The organism is Nocardia sp. NRRL WC-3656, from assembly GCF_000720265.1.
GTDB classification, from domain to species: Bacteria; Actinomycetota; Actinomycetes; order Mycobacteriales; family Mycobacteriaceae; genus Nocardia; species Nocardia nova.
The window spans coordinates 118,542-134,357 of record NZ_JOJF01000004.1 but is presented as its reverse complement, the minus strand read 5'-3'; the positions used below and the strand labels follow the sequence as shown (position 1 = coordinate 134,357).

The following is a 15,816-nucleotide window of genomic DNA, read 5'->3' as shown; positions in this document are numbered from 1 at the left end:
CCCGTAGCAACGGGCCCGGCCGTTTCAGTTGGCCGCTCGCTCGGCGAGCATCGCGGCCGCGGTCAGTTCGACCGATCGGACGCGGTCGGCGATATCGGTGGCGTGGTGGACGAGGATCAGCTCGTCGGCGCCGATCGAGGTGGCGAATTCGTCGAGGTAGTCGCGCACTTCGTCGGCGGTGCCGGCGGCGGTGTAGCGCGTCATCGAGGACAGCTGGGCGCCGTTCGGGGAGGCGAGGAAGGCGTCGATCTCCGCGTCGGTGAAGGTCGCCGTGCCGGCGCCGCGGGAGATCATCATGCGGGCGCGGGCCCGGTAGGAGACGGTCTTCTGCGCGATCGCCGCGTCGTGGGTCTCGGCGGCGAACACGTTGGCGCCGGCCATCACATACGGTTCGGAAAGCTGTTCGGAGGCTTGGAACTTCTCGCGGTAGACCTCGACCGCCTGGTGGAGTGCGTCGGGTGCGAAGTGCGATGCGAACGCGTACGGCAGGCCGAGATGCGCCGCGAGCTGGGCGCCGAACAGCGAGGAACCCAGGATGTAGAGCGGCACGATGCCTTCCGCACGCGGCACGGCCTCCACACCGGGGATCCGCGACCGGCCGCTCAGATATCCCTGCAGCTCCAGAACGTCTTGCGGGAACGAGTCGGCCGAATGCGGATCGCGGCGCAGGGCAAGCATCGTCTTCTGATCGCTGCCGGGCGCGCGGCCGAGGCCGAGATCTATGCGGCCGGGGAAGAGCGTTTCGAGGGTGCCGAACTGTTCGGCGATGACCAGCGGGGAATGGTTGGGCAGCATGATGCCGCCCGCACCGAGCCGGATGGTCTCGGTGTGTTCGGCGACGTGGCCGATGAGCACGCTGGTGGCGCTGGATGCGATCGAGCGCATGTTGTGGTGTTCGGCGTACCAGACGCGCCGATATCCGCTGCGCTCGGCGACCTGGGCGAGGGCGACGCTGTTGGCGAAACTCTCGCGCGCGGTCGCGCCGGGTGCCACCGACGCGAGGTCGAGGATGGACAGGGCGGTGGGCTCAGTGGCGGTAGGCATGGTCGCTGCCTTTCGTACTCGGGGGTGCGTGGATCAGAGCACGCGGTGTAGTCGGTCGGTGAAGTGCCGGATGCGGGCCTCGTCGCGGCGGTAGTACGTCCACTGCCCGCGCCGGGTGGCGGTGAGGAAGCCCGCGCGCTGCAGTACCGCCAGATGGGCGGAGACGGTCGAGGCCGACGTTCCGGCCCGCCGCTGGATCAGTCCGACGCAGACGCCGAGTTCGGCCGAATCCTGGTCCAGTTCAGCGAAATTCGCGTGCGGGTCTTTGAGCCAGTGCAGGATCTGCAGCCTGGTCCGGTTGGCCAGGGCCTTGCATTCCTCGAGCATCTCGCATTCGGCCTCGCTCACCTCGGCGAGGTCTCCCGCGCGGGCCGATCCGCTGTCGCGCACATCCACCATCCTTCGGCATTTCGCTAATTAACGAATTTAGGCGCCGGACAGCGGCACGGCACTGTGTCGCTCATCACCCGGGTCGCTCATCACCCGGGTCGACGGTCACCCCTGCCGCATCGGCTCCGGCGCCGGCTGCGACGGTTCCACCGCGGCGTCCGCGTCGACGTATCCGCCTCGGAACAGCAGCAACGGCGTGGCCAGCAACAGCACACCGGCGACGGCGAGTGCGGTGCGCGGGCCGGTGAGTTGAGCCAGCACGCCCCACAGTGCGGTCAGTATCGCGGTGGTGGCCTTTCCGGTGATCGACCACGCCGTCAACATGCGTGCCACCACTCCCGGATCCGTGCGCTGCAGGCGGTAGGTCGCCATCACCGGATTGAAGATCCCGATGCTCGCGATGAGACCGGCCTCGACGAGAATCACCAGCACCAGACCATCGAGCCCCGCGGTGATCCCTGCCAATCCGATCGGCCAGCAGGCCCTCAGGCTGCCGGCGACCAGGACGATCCGGCGTTCCCCGTACCGCCGGACCAGCCGAGGCGACAGCCGGGAGCCGAGCAGGCCCGCCAGGCAGGGGATTCCGAATGCCAGCCCGTACTGCCAGGTCGGAAAGCCGAGGCGACCGAGCATCAGCACGGCCAGCACCGGCGCGGTCGCCATGATCAGCCCGTTCACGGCGACGGAGTTGAGAAGCAGCGGCCGCAGACCGGGATGGGCCAGCAGATAGCGCCAGCCCGCGAACAGATCGGCGGCGCGGGTGCGCGCGGCCTTCCCGCGATCCGGACGCGGTTCGCCGGCGCGGATCGAGCCGAGCGCCGCGGCGGACAGCAGATAGCTGCACGCGTCCGCGAGGACGGTCGTGACCGGACCGAACAATCCGATCGCGGTACCGCCCAGCGGCGGCCCCAGCGCGGTCGCGGTCCAGGTGGTGGATTCGAATCTGCCGTTGGCGGCGAGCAGATCCTCGTGCGAGACAACGCTTTTCAGGTAGGCGCCACTCGCCGCGCGGAAGGCGATATCGGCCGCGGCCACCACCACGGAGACGATGAGCAGTTGCGCGTAACCGAGTACGCCGAAGGCGAAGGCGAAGGCGACCGGAATACTGAGCATGGCGGCGAAGCGCAGTAGATCGGTCGCGACCATCACCGGACGTTTCGGCCGGTACTCGACCCAGGGGCCGAGCGGCAGGGCGAGCACCACGCCGACCGCCGGACCGGCGGCGGCCAGTGCCGAGACCGCGCCCGGTCCGGTGTGCAGCACGCGGATCGCGATCAGGGGTAGCGCATCCAGAGCCAGGTAGGTGCCGAAGGTGCTCACCGCGTAGGCGGACCAGAGCCGGGTGAACGAGGTGCCCAGCGAACGATTCATCATCGAGGGGATCGAAGCAATCGGCCCCGGCGGCGCGCAAACAACCGACACGCGCGCGGCCACAACCGCCGGTTGTATCGCGGTGACACGGATCGGCCGCGGCGACCACCCCGTTCCTGACCATCGGGATCATCGGTGACGCGTGGGCGCCGAGCGCTTACCGTGAGCACAGACGAGTGCTGGGAGTGTGCGGTGACGGACTGGAACGAAGAAGTCGATGTACTGGTCGCGGGTTCAGGCGGCGGTTTGGCCGGCGCCTATACCGCTGCGCGGGAAGGACTTTCGGTGGCCGTGGTGGAGGCGACCGAGAAATTCGGCGGCACCACCTCGTATTCGGGCGGCGGCGGAGTGTGGTTTCCGTGCAACCCGGTGCTGCGGCGGGCCGGTGTGGACGACACCTTCGAGGACGCGCTCACCTATTTCCGCGCGGTCGTCGGTGATCGCACACCCGCCGACCTGCAGGAGACCTATATCCGCAACGGCGCCCGGGTGATCGAGTACCTGGAGAGCGACGACAGTTTCGAATTCCAGATGTTCCCGTGGCCGGACTACTTCGGGGCGGCGCCGAAGGCTCGCACCGACGGTAAGCGTCATATCGTTCCGGCGCCCCTGCCCGCCGCGACGCTGGGGGAACTCGCCGCAGCCGTGCGCGGCCCGCTGGGGACCGATCGGCTGGGCGAGCCGCAGCCGAAATATCTGATCGGCGGCCGCGCCCTGGTCGGGCGGTTCCTGCTGGCGCTGTCGAAGTATCCCCACGTCTCGCTGCAGCTGAACACCCCGCTCGTCGAGCTGGTCACCGAGAACGGCGCGGTGGCCGGCGCGATCGTGGAACGCGAGGGCACGCGGGTCGCCATCCGGGCCCGCAAGGGAGTTCTGCTGGCGGCGGGTGGTTTCGAAGGCAACGACGACCTGCGCCGGCGCTTCGGCGTCCCCGGACAAGCGCGGGACACCATGGGGCCCTGGGGAAATCAGGGCAGGACGCACGAGGCCGGAATGGCGGTCGGCGCCGATACCGATCTGATGGATCAGGCGTGGTGGTCGCCGGGAATGATTCATCCCGACGGCCGTGCGGCGTTCGCGCTGTGGTTCACCGGGGGCATATTCGTCGACGGGGCGGGACAGCGTTTCGTCAACGAATCCGCACCCTACGACCGGCTGGGCCGCGACATCATCGCCCGCCTGGACGAGGGTTCCATGACACTGCCCTTCTGGATGATCTACGACGACAGCGCCGGCCCGGTACCACCGGTGCAGGCCAGCAACGTGCCGATGGTCGAGCACGAGGAGTATGTGCGCGCGGGGCTGCGGCACAGTGCGGCGACCCTGGACGAACTCGCCGAGAAGATCGGCGTTCCGGCGCAGGCGCTGGCCGACACTGTGAACCGATTCAACGACTTCGCCGACCGCGGCGTCGACGAGGATTTCGGGCGCGGTGACGAGGCCTACGATCGCGCCTTCTCGGAAGGAAAGTCACCGCTGGTGCCGATTCGGAAGGGACCTTTCCACGCCGCCGCCTTCGGCATCTCCGACCTGGGCACCAAGGGCGGGTTGCGCACCGATACGACCGCTCGGGTGCTGAACGAATCCGGCACCCCGATTCCCGGGCTGTACGCCGCGGGTAACACCATGGCCGCGGTGAGCGGAACCGTCTATCCCGGCGGCGGTAATCCGATCGGGGCATCGGTGCTGTTCAGCCATCTGGCCGCGCTGGATATGGCCGGACGCTAGTCCCCGCCGGCTCTGGGGCGGGCGCGCACGTGGGCGCGCTCGCCCTGTTTGCCGAACAGGCTCAGGAATTCGACGGACTGTTCGTCGGCCGGGCCGAACCAGTGCGGGACGCAAGTATCGAGTTCAGCGGCCTCGCCCGGGGCCAGCACGAGGTCGTGTTCGCCGAGGATCAGGCGGAGACGTCCGTTGAGGACGTAGAGCCACTCGTACCCCTCGTGGGTCTGCGGATCCGGTTCGCCGCGGCGGTTCTCGGGGTGGATCACCATCTTGTAGGCCTGAATGCCGCCCGCGCGCCGGGTCAGCGGCAGCATCGTCATCCCGTGCCGGGTGATCGGTCGCAGATGGATGCGCGGGTCGCCGGTGGGCGGGGCGTCGACGAGTTCGTCGAGCGTGACGCCGTGGGCCCGGGCCAGCGGCAGCAGCAGTTCGAGGGTCGGCTTGCGGTCGCCCGATTCCAGGCGGGACAGGGTGCTCACCGAGATGCCGGTCGTCGTGGACAGATCGGCGAGCGTGGTCTGGCGTTGTTGCCGTAGTGCGCGCAGCCGCGGGCCCACGGCGTCGAGCGCTCGGTCCAGGTTCTCGTCCATGAACCCAGTTTGCCATTTCAGCAAAGATGTTTGCCATATTCTCGGTGTATCCGGCACGGTGGACGCCAGGAGGTGGTCATGGTGACCGATGAGCTGAACAGCAACTACGACGTGGTGATCGTCGGCGGTGGGGCAGCGGGGTTGAACGGCGCGTTGATGCTGGCGCGAGCCCGCCGATCGGTGGCGGTGGTCGACGCCGGCGCACCCCGCAACGCCCCGGCCGACGGGGTGCACGGACTGCTCGGCCGGGAAGGGATGCCGCCGGCGGAACTGCTCGCCCGCGGCCGCACCGAGGTGCGCGGCTACGGCGGGCACATCGTGTCCGGTGAGATCACCGGCGCTGTCCGCGAGGACGGCGAATTTCTCCTGGAACTCGCCGACGGGCGGACCGTGCGAGCGCGCCGCCTGCTGGTGACCACCGGCTTGGTCGACGAGATTCCGGATATCGCGGGCCTGCGGGAACGCTGGGGCCGCGATGTCGTGCACTGCCCGTACTGCCACGGATGGGAGGTCCGGGACCGCAGGATCGGGGTGATCGCCAACGGCCCGATGTCCGTCCACGGCGCGCTGCTGTTCCGGCAGTGGACCGACGATGTCGTCCTGTTCACCCACACCATGGACGCACCCGGCGGCGAGGAGGCGGAAAAGCTTGCCGCGCGGGGTATTCCGGTGATCACGGGGGAAGTGGCGGCGCTCGAGGTCGCCGGAGACCACATCACCGGTGTGCGGCTCGCCGACGGAACGGTGGTGGCACGCGAGGTGATCACCGTCGGCCCGCGCATGGTCGCGCGATCCGAGATCCTTCGCAAACTCGGCCTCGAGCCTGTCGACCATCCGTCGGGCGCAGGCGAATACATTGCGACCGATGCGATGGGCCGCACCGACGTTCCGGGCGTGTGGGCGGCGGGCAATGTCACCGACCTGAGCGCACAGGTGGGTGCGGCGGCCGCCGCGGGCGCGTTCGCGGCCGCGCAGATCAATGCCGATCTGGTGGAGGAGGAGACGCGCCGGGCGGTGGAACGGCATCGACGCGGATTCTCCGCCGACGATGAGAGGGAGCTCGCCGACCGCGTGCTCGGCGATCGGCGCCACGGCCTGTGAACTCGCACCCCACCGAAGGAGCCGACATGAGCGGCAGCCATCCGACCGGCGGCGACACGACCGGTGATCACGCACACCACGAGCATCGGCACGGCTCCGCCGGACGGGAATTCGACCGGCACTATTGGGATCAGCGTTATCACGGCGCCGGTTCGGCCTCCGAGAGCGAACCCAATCCCCACCTCACCGGCGAACTCGCCGGCCTGCCGCCCGGCACGGCCCTGGACGCCGGCTGCGGTGAGGGCGCGGAGGCGATCTGGCTGGCCCGGCAGGGCTGGCGGGTCACCGCCGTCGACATCGCGACGGCGGCCGTCGCGCGCGGCCGGGAGCGCGCCGATCGGGCCGGCCGCGACATCGCCGGTCGAATCGATTGGCACGCAGCGGATATGACGCAGTGGGACGCGGGCGAGAACCGCTTCGACCTGGTCTGCGCATGCTACGTACACCCGGTCGATTCGAACGACGCCCTGTTCGAGCGCCTGGCCGCCGCCGTGGCGCCGGGCGGAACGCTGTTCATCGTCGGCCACGCCCCCGGTGATCACGAGTCGGCCGCCCACACCTCCGCTTCCCACGTGCACGTCACCGCCGAGCAGATCGCCGCCGGATTGGTGCCGGATCGCTGGGATATCCAGCTGGTCGAGAGCCGGACGCGATCCGTCGTCCGTTCGAGCGGGGAGTCGATCACACTGCGGGACAGCGTTTTCCGAGCCCGGAAGCGCTGACCACCGCCGGATCAGCGGCGCTCGTGGAGCAGGAGCAGACCGTAGGCGGCGATGGTCTGGGAGTCGGTGATCTCGCCGGTGCGGATCATCCGTTCCACGACGCCGCGCTCGAACCACTGGGACCGCATGTCCTGTTCTTCGGGTTCGCGTTCGGGTTCGCCCGCGGTGAGACCGGTGGCCAGGTAGGCGTGGCCGCGTTGGGCCAGCGTGGCCGGTGCGGCGTCGAGGATGCCGAGGTGGGTCAGGTCGCCGGCGCGCAGACCGGTCTCCTCGCGCAGTTCGCGGCGGGCGATCTCGACCGGGTCGTCGGACTCGCCACCCGGCAGCGCGCCCGCCGGGAACTCCCAGCACCGTTGTCCCAGTGGGTATCTGAACTGCTCGACCAGATGCAGGCGGTCGCCCTCCAGCGGCACCACCACCGCGAATTCCGCCCGGTGGACCACGCCGTAGATGCCGGTGGAGCCGTCGGCGCGGCGAATACTGTCCTCGCGGACCTCGATCCAGGGATTTCGATACACGATACGGGAGGTGAGCGTTCTCATCCGTCCGCCTCCCGGTGCTGCGTCGAGGTGGCCATGCCGCGACCCTACGCGCCGAAACCCGGAAGGGTCCGGGCTCGGCGTGGGTAGGCTGCCGGAGTGAGTGCGAATTCCGATGCGGTCGCGGCCGCATACGACGGGGTGGCGGAGCTCTATACCAACCTCTTCCGGGATGCGATGGTGAACGCGCCGGTCGATCGGGCGATGCTGGGGCTGTTCGCGGAGTTGGTACAGGCCGAGGACCGCGGTCCGGTGGCAGACCTGGGATGTGGTCCGGGCCGGATCACCGGATATCTGGATGGGTTGGGGCTGAACACCTTCGGGCTCGACGCCTCGGCAGAAATGATCCGGATGGCCCGCGAGGTCCATCCGCATCTGCGATTCGAACAGGGCTCGATGGAGAAGCTGGACGTCGCCGACGGCGGGTTCGGCGCAATTGTGGCCTGGTACAGCATCATTCATATGCAGCCGGAGCAATTGCCGGATCTGTTCGCGGAATTCGCTCGCGCACTGGCCGCCGGGGGTTATCTGATGCTGGCGTTTCAGGCGGCCGACGACGGCGCCGACCGGCAACCGTACGACCACAAGGTGGCGCCGGTGGTGCGGTGGTCTCCCGAACGCCTCACGCAGATGCTGCGGCCGCACGGGTTCGTCCCGGTGACCCGGATGGTGCGACCCCCGGAACCCGACGAGCGGTGCCCGCACGGATATCTGCTGGTGCGCAAGTCCGCGACACCCGGCGGATCGGAAGCGGGTCGCGCGGATTCGTGATATCCAGGGCTGATGCGCGACTCCTATGACGTCGTCATCGTCGGCGGCGGGCACAACGGGCTGGTGGCCGCGGCGTACCTGGCGCGCGCCGGACTGTCGGTACTGGTCCTCGAGCGGCAGGACCACACCGGTGGAGCGGCGGTGTCGGAGCGGGTGTTCGCCGGGATCGATGCGCGACTGTCGCGGTATTCGTATCTGGTGAGTCTGCTTCCGGATCGGATCGTCCGGGATCTGGATCTGCGGTTCCGGACCCGCGAGCGGCGGATCTCGTCGTACACGCCGGTCGGCGACACCGGGTTGCTCGTCGATACGGCCGATGCCGGACGAACCCGCGAGAGCTTTCGCCGGGTCACCGGATCCGATGCGGATTTCGAGGCGTGGCAACGGTTCTACGCGACGACCGCGCGGGCCGCGCAGCGGATCTTTCCGACCATGCTGCGGCCGCTGCCCACCCGTGCCGAACTACAGCGAGTGCTCGACGATCCGGACGCCTGGGAGATGCTGTTCGAGCGGCCGCTCGGCGAAACCGTCGAGGCGCGATTCCGGGACGACACCGTGCGCGGCGTGGTCTTCACCGATGCGCTGATCGGCACGTTCACGCACGCGCACGATCCGGAGTTGCGGCAGAATCGCTGCTTCCTCTACCACGTGATCGGCAACGGGACCGGCGAGTGGAACGTGCCGGTCGGCGGGATGGGCGCGCTGACCGATGCCCTCGCCGATGCGGCGCGGCGAGCGGGGGCGCGGGTGCGCACGTCGTGCACGGTGACCGGGATCGACACCGACGGCGACACAGCGCGGGTCCGGTTCGACACGCCGGACGAATCCGGTCTGGCCGATGCCCGCCACATCCTGGTCAACGCGGCGCCCGCGACCCTCGCCCGGCTGTTGGGCGAGCCGGTCGACGTGCTGCCCGAGGGCAGTCAGTTCAAGGTGAACATGCTGCTGCGCCGGCTCCCCCGGCTACGCACCGAGATCGATCCGCACGCGGCGTTCTCGGGCACGTTCCACATCGCGGAGGGTTACGACCAGCTCGAACGGGCCTATCGCGAGGCGGCCGGTGGGCGATTCCCGAGCGCCCCGCCGTCGGAGATCTACTGCCATACGCTGACGGACCCGTCGATTCTCGGTTCCGAGGCCGCCGAACAGGGCATGCATACACTGACCCTGTTCGGTTTGCACACTCCGGCAACCCTTTTCGAGCACGGCTCACGCGACGAACTGCTGGCTTCGACGCTGCGGCAACTGGATGCCGTTCTGGCCGAGCCGCTTTCCGGCTGTCTCGCCACGGATGCGAACGGCGATCCGTGTATCGAGGCCAGAACGCCGTTGGAATTGGAGGCCGAACTCGGCCTGCCACGCGGCCATATCTTCCACGGCGACTTGGATTTTCCGTTTCGCACCGACGACGATTCCGCGCCCGCCGCTCGCTGGGGAGTCGGCACGGGCCATCGCAACATCTTCCGGTGCGGTGCCGGCGCGGTCCGCGGCGGTGGCGTGAGCGGAATCGGCGGTCACAACGCGGCCATGGCGGTACTGGAGATTATGGGCCGCACCGCCCCCGCGGCGGACTAGCATTACCGACCGATGCCCGGCGGACAGGAGGACCGCATGCGCACCCATCGCATCTTGGCCAACCTTCGAGTGGCCGATATCGAGGCCGCCCGCGATTTCTACACCGAATTCCTCGGCCTGAGCACCGAGGAATTCGATCTGGGCTGGGTTGCCCGCTACACGTCCCCGGATACGGGCGCCGCCGTCCAACTCGTCACGCAGGACGCGGCCGCGCCCGCGGACTCCGTCGCGTCGGTGCTGGTGGACGACGTCGACTCCGCCTATGCGCAGGCGCAACGCCTCGGCTACGAGATCGTCCATCCCCTCACCACCGAGCCCTGGGGAGTTCGCCGGTTCCTGGTCCGCGCCCCGGACGGCAACGTGCTCAATATCGTCCGCCACCGCGAATGAGTGGCGGGCCGGTCAGCCGAAGCTGGGTCGCACCACCGAATTGCCGGTGACCCGATAGGTGGTGAGGACGACGCCGTTGTCGAGCACCTCGGATTCGGCGAGGGCGAGGGTGGCTTCCGGCTCGACGGACTCGAACAGCCGCAGGCCGCTGCCCAGCAGGACGGGGTAGACGACCAGGCGGTACTCGTCGACCAGTTCGTGTTCGCGCAGGTACTTCACCAGCGAAGCGCTGCCGAAGACCAGCAGGTTCTGCTCGGTCCGCAGTTTCGCGATGCCGGCGGCGAGATCGCCCTCGATGCGCTGAGCGTTCCACTCCAGATCACGCAGCGAATCGGTCGCCACATACTTGGGCATGCCGTTCATCTTGTCCTTGTACGCACCCTCTTCCGGGTGGTCCGGCCAGGACGCGGCGAACATCTGATACGTGGTGCGGCCCAGCAGCAAGGCGTCGACCGCCTCCAGCTCACCGGATTTGTATTTCGCGATGCCGTCGCACCAGAAGGGTGCGGTCCACAGCGGATCCTGGATGAATCCGTCCAGCGAAACGAACTCGGCGACAACGATCTTCCCCATGATTGACCTGCTCCTCTGCAACCTGTCACCGGCCCGGTCGGCCGATGCGTTCGAACCATGAAGACGGGACGAACAACGCTAACTAATCGGTGCGGAGAAAAACGCGGTGCGGAGGAATACGGCGGATCAGCTCACCGTGGGGAGGCGGGTGCGAGGTTCGGTCAGCCATTGCAGCCAGTGCGGGCCGATCATGGCCGCCAGTTGCTCGTAGCCCGGCGCGCCGGGATGGTAGCCGTCGCCCACGCGCAGTTCGCGCATCCAGATGTCGTTGTGGCGCAGCGGTTGGTGAACGCGAAGATACTGAACCTGTTCGCCCGAGCACATTTCGGTGAACCGATCGTCCAATTCGATTGTGCGCGTGTTCTGTTCGTCGTCGATACAGGGCGGCGGGGCGACCACCAGGACGGTCCAGTCGAGTTCGGCGCAGCGGCGCAGCATGCGGCGGAGATTGGCCGCGGACTCGTCCGCCGGCACCCGGATCGCCCCGTTTTCCCACAGCGTGTCGTTGACGCCGAAGGAGAAGACGATCCGCGCGTCGACCTCGCCGGATAATCGCTGTCCGCATTCGGCCTCCCAGCGGGCGGCGATATCGGAGGAGGTCTGGCGTCGCACCCCGAGGTTGTAGTAGGTCAGCGGTATTCCGGCCGCTGTCGCACGCCCGGCGAGCCGGCCCGCCCATCCGAGACACTGTGGATCTCCCAGTCCCGCAACCAGAGAATCTCCCACGAAACAGACCCGAACGTCGCGCACCACCGGGTGATGGTTGCACAAACCGGGACGAACTCGGCGCGGTACCGGGAAGGCAATAAGATCGGCGGGGTAGTCCGGGAGGGAGCTTGTATGTTGTCCGAGGCGCCGTTGCCGCGCTGGTTCATCGATCTGCTGGCACATCGGCGATGGATTCGCCGCACCCGCCCCTTCCCCCACGTCTACGTCCGCGACGTCTTCGTCGCCGAGTTCTACCAGCGGCTCGCGGTCGAATTCGAACGAGTGCGCACCGATCGCCAGGACCTGTTCGGTCCGGTTGCCGCGGGCTACGGCGCCTCCGGCGCGAGCCTGACCCGGATGCGCAACGGCCCGCTCGAGGTCTTCCTGTCGCGCGCCTGGCACGACCTGATCGAACGGGTCGCGGGCGTCCCGGCCAGCGGCGACGTCGAGGGCTCACTTCACCATCACCCGCCGGGGAGTCCGCGCGGCTGGCCGCACCACGACCTCACCCCGGCCTGGTTCCCGGGGGCGGCGCCCGGGCCGGACACGGTCGGCCTGCCGGGCGACGATATCGATCTGAAGTCCGGCGCCCGGCCCGCGGAGGTGCCGGCCCGTGAAATGGTGCGCGCGGTCGCGGTGCTGTTCTATCTGGGCAACGGCGAATGGCAGCCGGGCGACGGCGGCGAGACGGGACTGTTCGCCGATATCGGCGCCGCGGAGCCGACACCCACGGTGGTCGTTCCGCCGCTGAACAATTCGATGGTCGTCTTCGAATGCACGCCGCGGTCCTGGCACACCTTCCTCGGCGCCAACACCGCGGCCCGCAACAGTGTGGTGATGTGGTTGCACCGGCCCAAGAAGCAGGCGGCGAGCCGCTGGGGAGGGGACCGCATTGTCCAGTGGTGACAGCCGTCGAGTGTGCCTGCTCACCGGGGCGGGTGGGCGATTGGGCGATGCGTTCTGCCGCGCGTACTACCGGGACTACGACATCGTGGCCGTCTGCCGCAATCGGGTTCCGGCCGCGCCCTCCCAGGAGGAATGGTTCATCGATCCGCTGGAACCCTGGCAGCCGGTTCCGGAGAACGACTCCCGCATCTTCGTCGTGCGCGCCGATCTGCGCCGCGAGGGCGAGGCCGAGCGAGTGGTGGATCTGGCACTGGCGAAATTCGGCGGGGTCGATCTGCTGGTCAACAATGCGGCGCAGCTGGATCTGGAGCCGAACGGCCTGGTCGACGGCGACACCGCCCTCGACGCGCTCGCCCCGCAGTTCGCGATGAACGTCGAGGTGCCGCTGCGACTGGCGACGCGGCTCGCGCAGCGTTGCTGGCTGCATCGCGGCGACGAGAATCGGGCGCGCAATCGCAATATCGTCAACGTCTCGAGTTTGTCCGGATCCCGGGTCTACTCCGGCGGGCAGGCCGTCTATTCCGCGACCAAGGCCGCGCTCGACCACCTGACCAGGCATATCGCCGCGGAATTCGCCGAATTCGGGGTCCGCGCGAATGCCGTCGCCCCCAATTCCTTTCCCGCGCTGGTGCCGACGGAGCTGGTCGCGGCCGCGATCGCCGAACTCGACACCGGCACCATGACCGGCGGTATCTTCAGCGTCGGCGACGCCGACGCGCTCGAACCCGTCACGGTCGGCTCGGGACCGCCCGGGTGACGCTGCGCCCTGCCGGTCCGCGAAGACCCGGGCGCTCGCGCGGTGGCCTCGGCCCGAGCGAGCGGAGATCCGGACGCGGAGCAGCCACCCGAGTTCGGTCGGCTCGTGTGGAGTACGCGCACGCCCACCTGCGCGAACCCGGGGAACGGCGTGTTGCCGACGGGCGCTCGGACGGCCTCCTGCATACTCACACCCGAGCCGACCCAGGGACCGACGCAGCTCCCTCGATCCGAAAGTTTCGATACGACATGCGAGTAGACGGGCGGGAGATCCCCGTCTCCGGCAGTCTGCTGCAGCCGCGGATCAGGCGGACCAGCGACATCATTCGCGTGGTGCTGTCCGCCCTGCTGGTAGCGGTGGTGGTCGCCGGATCGCTCATCACCCGGCCGCGCTGGGAAGCCCTGGAGCGATCGGTCTCCGACATCGTCGGCTTCCTCACGCCCGAACAGTCCAACCTGGTCTATCTGCTCTACGGCATCGCGATTCTGGCATTGCCCTTCGCGATTCTCGTTCGCCTGATCTTCCGGATGCAATGGAAACTGCTCAGCGGCTACGTCACCGCGGGCCTGATCGCGGTCCTGGCGCTGTCCATCACCGAATCCGGAATCTCGGCGCCGCAGTGGCATCTGGCGGTGCCACGCCAGCTCGACACGTTCCTGTCGCAATTTCTCGACGATCCGCGCTGGATCGCGATGTTGGCCGCCGGATTGACCGTGGCCAGTCCCTGGCTGCCGGCATCCTGGCGACGGTTGTGGTGGGCGCTGTTGATCGCGTTCGTGCCGCTGCACCTGTTCGTGAGTCTGGTGGTGCCCTCGCGGGCGATGTTCGGGCTCGCGGTGGGCTGGTTCGTCGGTGCGGTGATCGTCCTGCTGGTCGGCACTCCGGTATTGGAGGTGCCGCTGGAGGCCGCCGTCCGGGTGCTGGCCGGCCGCGGATACACCGTCACCGGGTTTACCGTGCTGCGCCCGGCCGGGCCAGGACCGCTGCTGCTGAGCGCCGACACCGGGCCGCATCGCCAGCTGATCGTGGAGATGTACGGACAGAATCAGCGCAGCTGGGGAATGTTGCGGCAGGTCCGGCGCTGGCTGACCTTCCGCAGCAGCGAACGCACCCCCGCCTTCGCCTCGATGCGCCGCGCGGTCGAGCATCGCGCACTGATGGGTATCGCGCTCGGCGATCTGGGACTGGCCAGCAACAAACCGCTGACGGTGGCCGCGCTGAGCCGCGGCTGGACCCTGTACGCGCACACCGCGCCCCGGGGCCGGCAGCTGGCCCCCGGCGACAGTGAGGTGGTGCTGACCAACGTCTGGCGGTCACTGCAGAACATGCATCGCGCCCAGATCACCCACGGCGATCTGCGGGTCGAGGAAATCCGCATCGCCGAGGGGCGGGTGCTGTTCGGCGGCTTCATGGCGGCGGAATTCGGCGCCTTCGACTCCCGCTTCTCCGCCGATATCGCGCAGTTGTTGCTCACCACGAGTTCCCTGTTCGGGGCGGAAACGGTGGTGGCCACCGCCATTCACGTGCTGGGGGAACAGGCGGTGCTCGACGCCTCGCGCCGGCTCACCAAGAACGGAATCGGCACCCAGGTCCGCAAATCGGTGCCCGACAGCGGCGAACTGATGAAAACGGTCCGCGCTCAAGTACTCCAGCAGACCGGTAAGGATCGGATCGAGGCCGCGCGGATCACCCGCTACTCGCGCAACCAGATCGTGCAGCTGGTGCTGCTGATCGCGCTGGTGTACGTGGCCTACCCGTTCATCAGCCAGGTGCCGACCTTCTTCACCGAACTGCGCACCGCGAACTGGTGGTGGGCGCTGCTGGGGTTGACGATCTCGGCCGCCACCTATGTCGGCGCGGCGATGGCGCTGTGGGGATGTGCCGGGACCTCGGTGAATTTCCGCAAGCTGCTGGGCATGCAGGTCGCCAACACCTTCGCCGCGACCACCACGCCCGCCGGGGTCGGCGGGCTGGCGCTGAGTGTGCGATTCCTGCAGAAGAGCGGCCTGGGCACCGTGAAGGCGACCGCGGCAGTGGCACTGAACCAGGCGGTGCAGGTGATCACGCACGTGGTGCTGCTGATCGTCTTCAGCGTGGCCGCCGGTGTCTCGGCGAACCTGGAACATTTCGTGCCGAGTGCGACCGTGCTGTATCTGCTGGCCGGTGGTCTGCTGGGAGCGGTCGGTGCGGCCACGTTCGTGCCGACGGTGCGGCGCTGGCTGCGCAACGAGGTGCGACCGCAGCTGGCGGAGGTGGTCGCGGAACTGCGCACGCTCTCGCGTGAACCGAAACGGCTGCTGATGATCGTCGGCGGCTGCGCGACCACCACACTCGGCGCGGCGGGCGCGCTGTGGGCGGCCATCGAAGCATTCGGCGGCGCAACGACATTCGTGACCGTGACGGTCGTGACGATGATCGGCGGGACGCTGGCCTCGGCCGCACCCACGCCCGGTGGTGTGGGCGCGGTGGAGGCGGCGCTGATCGGTGGTCTGGCCGCCTTCGGCGTGCCCGCGACGATCGGCGTGCCGGCGGTTCTGCTGTACCGGGTACTGACCTGCTGGTTGCCGGTCTTCTGCGGCTGGCCGCTGATGAACTGGCTCACCAAGCACGACATGATCTGAGCCGCACGCCGATTCGCACCGGTCGCGGGACGA

16 protein-coding genes are annotated in these 15,816 nt (G+C 68.5%); 9 read left to right on the top strand and 7 right to left on the bottom strand.

What is annotated here, in order from left to right; translation table 11 throughout:
* Positions 1-24: 24 nt before the first annotated feature.
* The 3 genes from IG65_RS0107695 to IG65_RS0107685 form a co-directional block, all read right to left on the bottom strand.
* Complete coding sequence (locus IG65_RS0107695) at positions 25-1,044, bottom strand: LLM class flavin-dependent oxidoreductase (RefSeq protein ID WP_030514145.1); 1,020 nt, start codon at positions 1,042-1,044, stop codon at positions 25-27.
* Between the two features lie 33 nt (positions 1,045-1,077).
* Positions 1,078-1,434, bottom strand: a complete 357-nt coding sequence (locus IG65_RS0107690; RefSeq protein WP_231509085.1) for a helix-turn-helix transcriptional regulator — start codon at positions 1,432-1,434, stop codon at positions 1,078-1,080.
* A gap of 105 nt (positions 1,435-1,539) precedes the next feature.
* Positions 1,540-2,808 carry an MFS transporter gene (locus IG65_RS0107685; protein WP_036523636.1) on the bottom strand — a complete coding sequence of 423 codons (1,269 nt, stop codon included), beginning with the start codon at positions 2,806-2,808 and terminating at the stop codon, positions 1,540-1,542.
* Positions 2,809-2,997: 189 nt separating this feature from the next.
* On the opposite strand from IG65_RS0107685, the gene IG65_RS0107680 reads away from it, so the two are divergent.
* Complete coding sequence (locus IG65_RS0107680; protein ID WP_030514142.1) at positions 2,998-4,533, top strand: FAD-binding protein; 1,536 nt, start codon at positions 2,998-3,000, stop codon at positions 4,531-4,533.
* On the opposite strand, the gene IG65_RS0107675 is transcribed toward IG65_RS0107680, so the two are convergent.
* Positions 4,530-5,120 carry a helix-turn-helix domain-containing protein gene (locus IG65_RS0107675; RefSeq protein ID WP_030514141.1) on the bottom strand — a complete coding sequence of 197 codons (591 nt, stop codon included), beginning with the start codon at positions 5,118-5,120 and terminating at the stop codon, positions 4,530-4,532. The two genes, IG65_RS0107680 and IG65_RS0107675, sit on opposite strands and share 4 nt — an antisense overlap.
* A 78-nt stretch (positions 5,121-5,198) precedes the next feature.
* Here IG65_RS0107675 and IG65_RS0107670 point away from each other — a divergent pair, with 78 nt between their 5' ends.
* Entirely contained in the window at positions 5,199-6,221 is a 1,023-nt protein-coding gene (locus tag IG65_RS0107670) for an NAD(P)/FAD-dependent oxidoreductase (protein WP_036523716.1), read from the top strand.
* A gap of 26 nt (positions 6,222-6,247) precedes the next feature.
* Positions 6,248-6,943, top strand: coding sequence for a bifunctional 2-polyprenyl-6-hydroxyphenol methylase/3-demethylubiquinol 3-O-methyltransferase UbiG (locus IG65_RS0107665; RefSeq protein ID WP_030514139.1), 696 nt, complete (start codon positions 6,248-6,250; stop codon positions 6,941-6,943).
* Between the two features lie 11 nt (positions 6,944-6,954).
* Here IG65_RS0107665 and IG65_RS0107660 read toward each other — a convergent pair whose 3' ends face one another.
* Positions 6,955-7,485, bottom strand: coding sequence for an NUDIX hydrolase (locus IG65_RS0107660; protein WP_030514138.1), 531 nt, complete (start codon positions 7,483-7,485; stop codon positions 6,955-6,957).
* Positions 7,486-7,581: 96 nt separating this feature from the next.
* Here IG65_RS0107660 and IG65_RS0107655 point away from each other — a divergent pair, with 96 nt between their 5' ends.
* From IG65_RS0107655 to IG65_RS0107645, 3 genes are read left to right on the top strand one after another with little or no spacing between them, the layout of a single operon-like run.
* Entirely contained in the window at positions 7,582-8,253 is a 672-nt protein-coding gene (locus tag IG65_RS0107655) for a class I SAM-dependent methyltransferase (RefSeq protein ID WP_030514137.1), read from the top strand.
* 12 nt (positions 8,254-8,265) lie between these two features.
* Positions 8,266-9,828: an NAD(P)/FAD-dependent oxidoreductase gene (locus IG65_RS0107650; protein WP_030514136.1), complete on the top strand. Its 1,563-nt coding sequence runs from the start codon at positions 8,266-8,268 to the stop codon at positions 9,826-9,828.
* Positions 9,829-9,864: 36 nt separating this feature from the next.
* Entirely contained in the window at positions 9,865-10,218 is a 354-nt protein-coding gene (locus IG65_RS0107645; protein ID WP_030514135.1) for a VOC family protein, read from the top strand.
* Between the two features lie 12 nt (positions 10,219-10,230).
* Here IG65_RS0107645 and IG65_RS0107640 read toward each other — a convergent pair whose 3' ends face one another.
* Both IG65_RS0107640 and IG65_RS0107635 read right to left on the bottom strand, forming a co-directional pair.
* Positions 10,231-10,791 carry a dihydrofolate reductase family protein gene (locus IG65_RS0107640; protein ID WP_030514134.1) on the bottom strand — a complete coding sequence of 187 codons (561 nt, stop codon included), beginning with the start codon at positions 10,789-10,791 and terminating at the stop codon, positions 10,231-10,233.
* 126 nt (positions 10,792-10,917) lie between these two features.
* Positions 10,918-11,517, bottom strand: coding sequence for a GDSL-type esterase/lipase family protein (locus tag IG65_RS0107635; RefSeq protein WP_231509084.1), 600 nt, complete (start codon positions 11,515-11,517; stop codon positions 10,918-10,920).
* A gap of 114 nt (positions 11,518-11,631) precedes the next feature.
* Here IG65_RS0107635 and IG65_RS0107630 point away from each other — a divergent pair, with 114 nt between their 5' ends.
* From IG65_RS0107630 to IG65_RS0107620, 3 genes are all read left to right on the top strand, one after another.
* On the top strand, positions 11,632-12,405 hold the full coding sequence (locus tag IG65_RS0107630; RefSeq protein ID WP_030514132.1) for a 2OG-Fe(II) oxygenase: 774 nt from the start codon (positions 11,632-11,634) through the stop codon (positions 12,403-12,405).
* Positions 12,392-13,162, top strand: a complete 771-nt coding sequence (locus IG65_RS0107625; RefSeq protein ID WP_231509083.1) for an SDR family NAD(P)-dependent oxidoreductase — start codon at positions 12,392-12,394, stop codon at positions 13,160-13,162. The genes IG65_RS0107630 and IG65_RS0107625 overlap by 14 nt, the downstream gene beginning before the upstream one ends.
* Before the next feature lie 248 nt (positions 13,163-13,410).
* Positions 13,411-15,783 (top strand): lysylphosphatidylglycerol synthase transmembrane domain-containing protein, encoded by a 2,373-nt coding sequence (locus IG65_RS0107620; RefSeq protein WP_030514130.1) that lies wholly within the window; start codon positions 13,411-13,413, stop codon positions 15,781-15,783.
* Positions 15,784-15,816 lie beyond the last annotated feature (33 nt).

Excerpts from the sequence above, each read along its gene's own strand:
- IG65_RS0107665 (WP_030514139.1), top strand. The coding sequence starts at position 6,248 with ATGAGCGGCAGCCATCCGACCGGCGGCGACACGACCGGTGATCACGCA.
- IG65_RS0107675 (WP_030514141.1), bottom strand. The coding sequence starts at position 5,120 with ATGGACGAGAACCTGGACCGAGCGCTCGACGCCGTGGGCCCGCGGCTG.
- IG65_RS0107645 (WP_030514135.1), top strand. The coding sequence starts at position 9,865 with ATGCGCACCCATCGCATCTTGGCCAACCTTCGAGTGGCCGATATCGAG.
- IG65_RS0107670 (WP_036523716.1), top strand. The coding sequence starts at position 5,199 with ATGGTGACCGATGAGCTGAACAGCAACTACGACGTGGTGATCGTCGGC.
- IG65_RS0107685 (WP_036523636.1), bottom strand. The coding sequence starts at position 2,808 with ATGATGAATCGTTCGCTGGGCACCTCGTTCACCCGGCTCTGGTCCGCC.
- IG65_RS0107695 (WP_030514145.1), bottom strand. The coding sequence starts at position 1,044 with ATGCCTACCGCCACTGAGCCCACCGCCCTGTCCATCCTCGACCTCGCG.
- IG65_RS0107650 (WP_030514136.1), top strand. The coding sequence starts at position 8,266 with ATGCGCGACTCCTATGACGTCGTCATCGTCGGCGGCGGGCACAACGGG.
- IG65_RS0107640 (WP_030514134.1), bottom strand. The coding sequence starts at position 10,791 with ATGGGGAAGATCGTTGTCGCCGAGTTCGTTTCGCTGGACGGATTCATC.
- IG65_RS0107660 (WP_030514138.1), bottom strand. The coding sequence starts at position 7,485 with ATGAGAACGCTCACCTCCCGTATCGTGTATCGAAATCCCTGGATCGAG.
- IG65_RS0107630 (WP_030514132.1), top strand. The coding sequence starts at position 11,632 with ATGTTGTCCGAGGCGCCGTTGCCGCGCTGGTTCATCGATCTGCTGGCA.
- IG65_RS0107620 (WP_030514130.1), top strand. The coding sequence starts at position 13,411 with ATGCGAGTAGACGGGCGGGAGATCCCCGTCTCCGGCAGTCTGCTGCAG.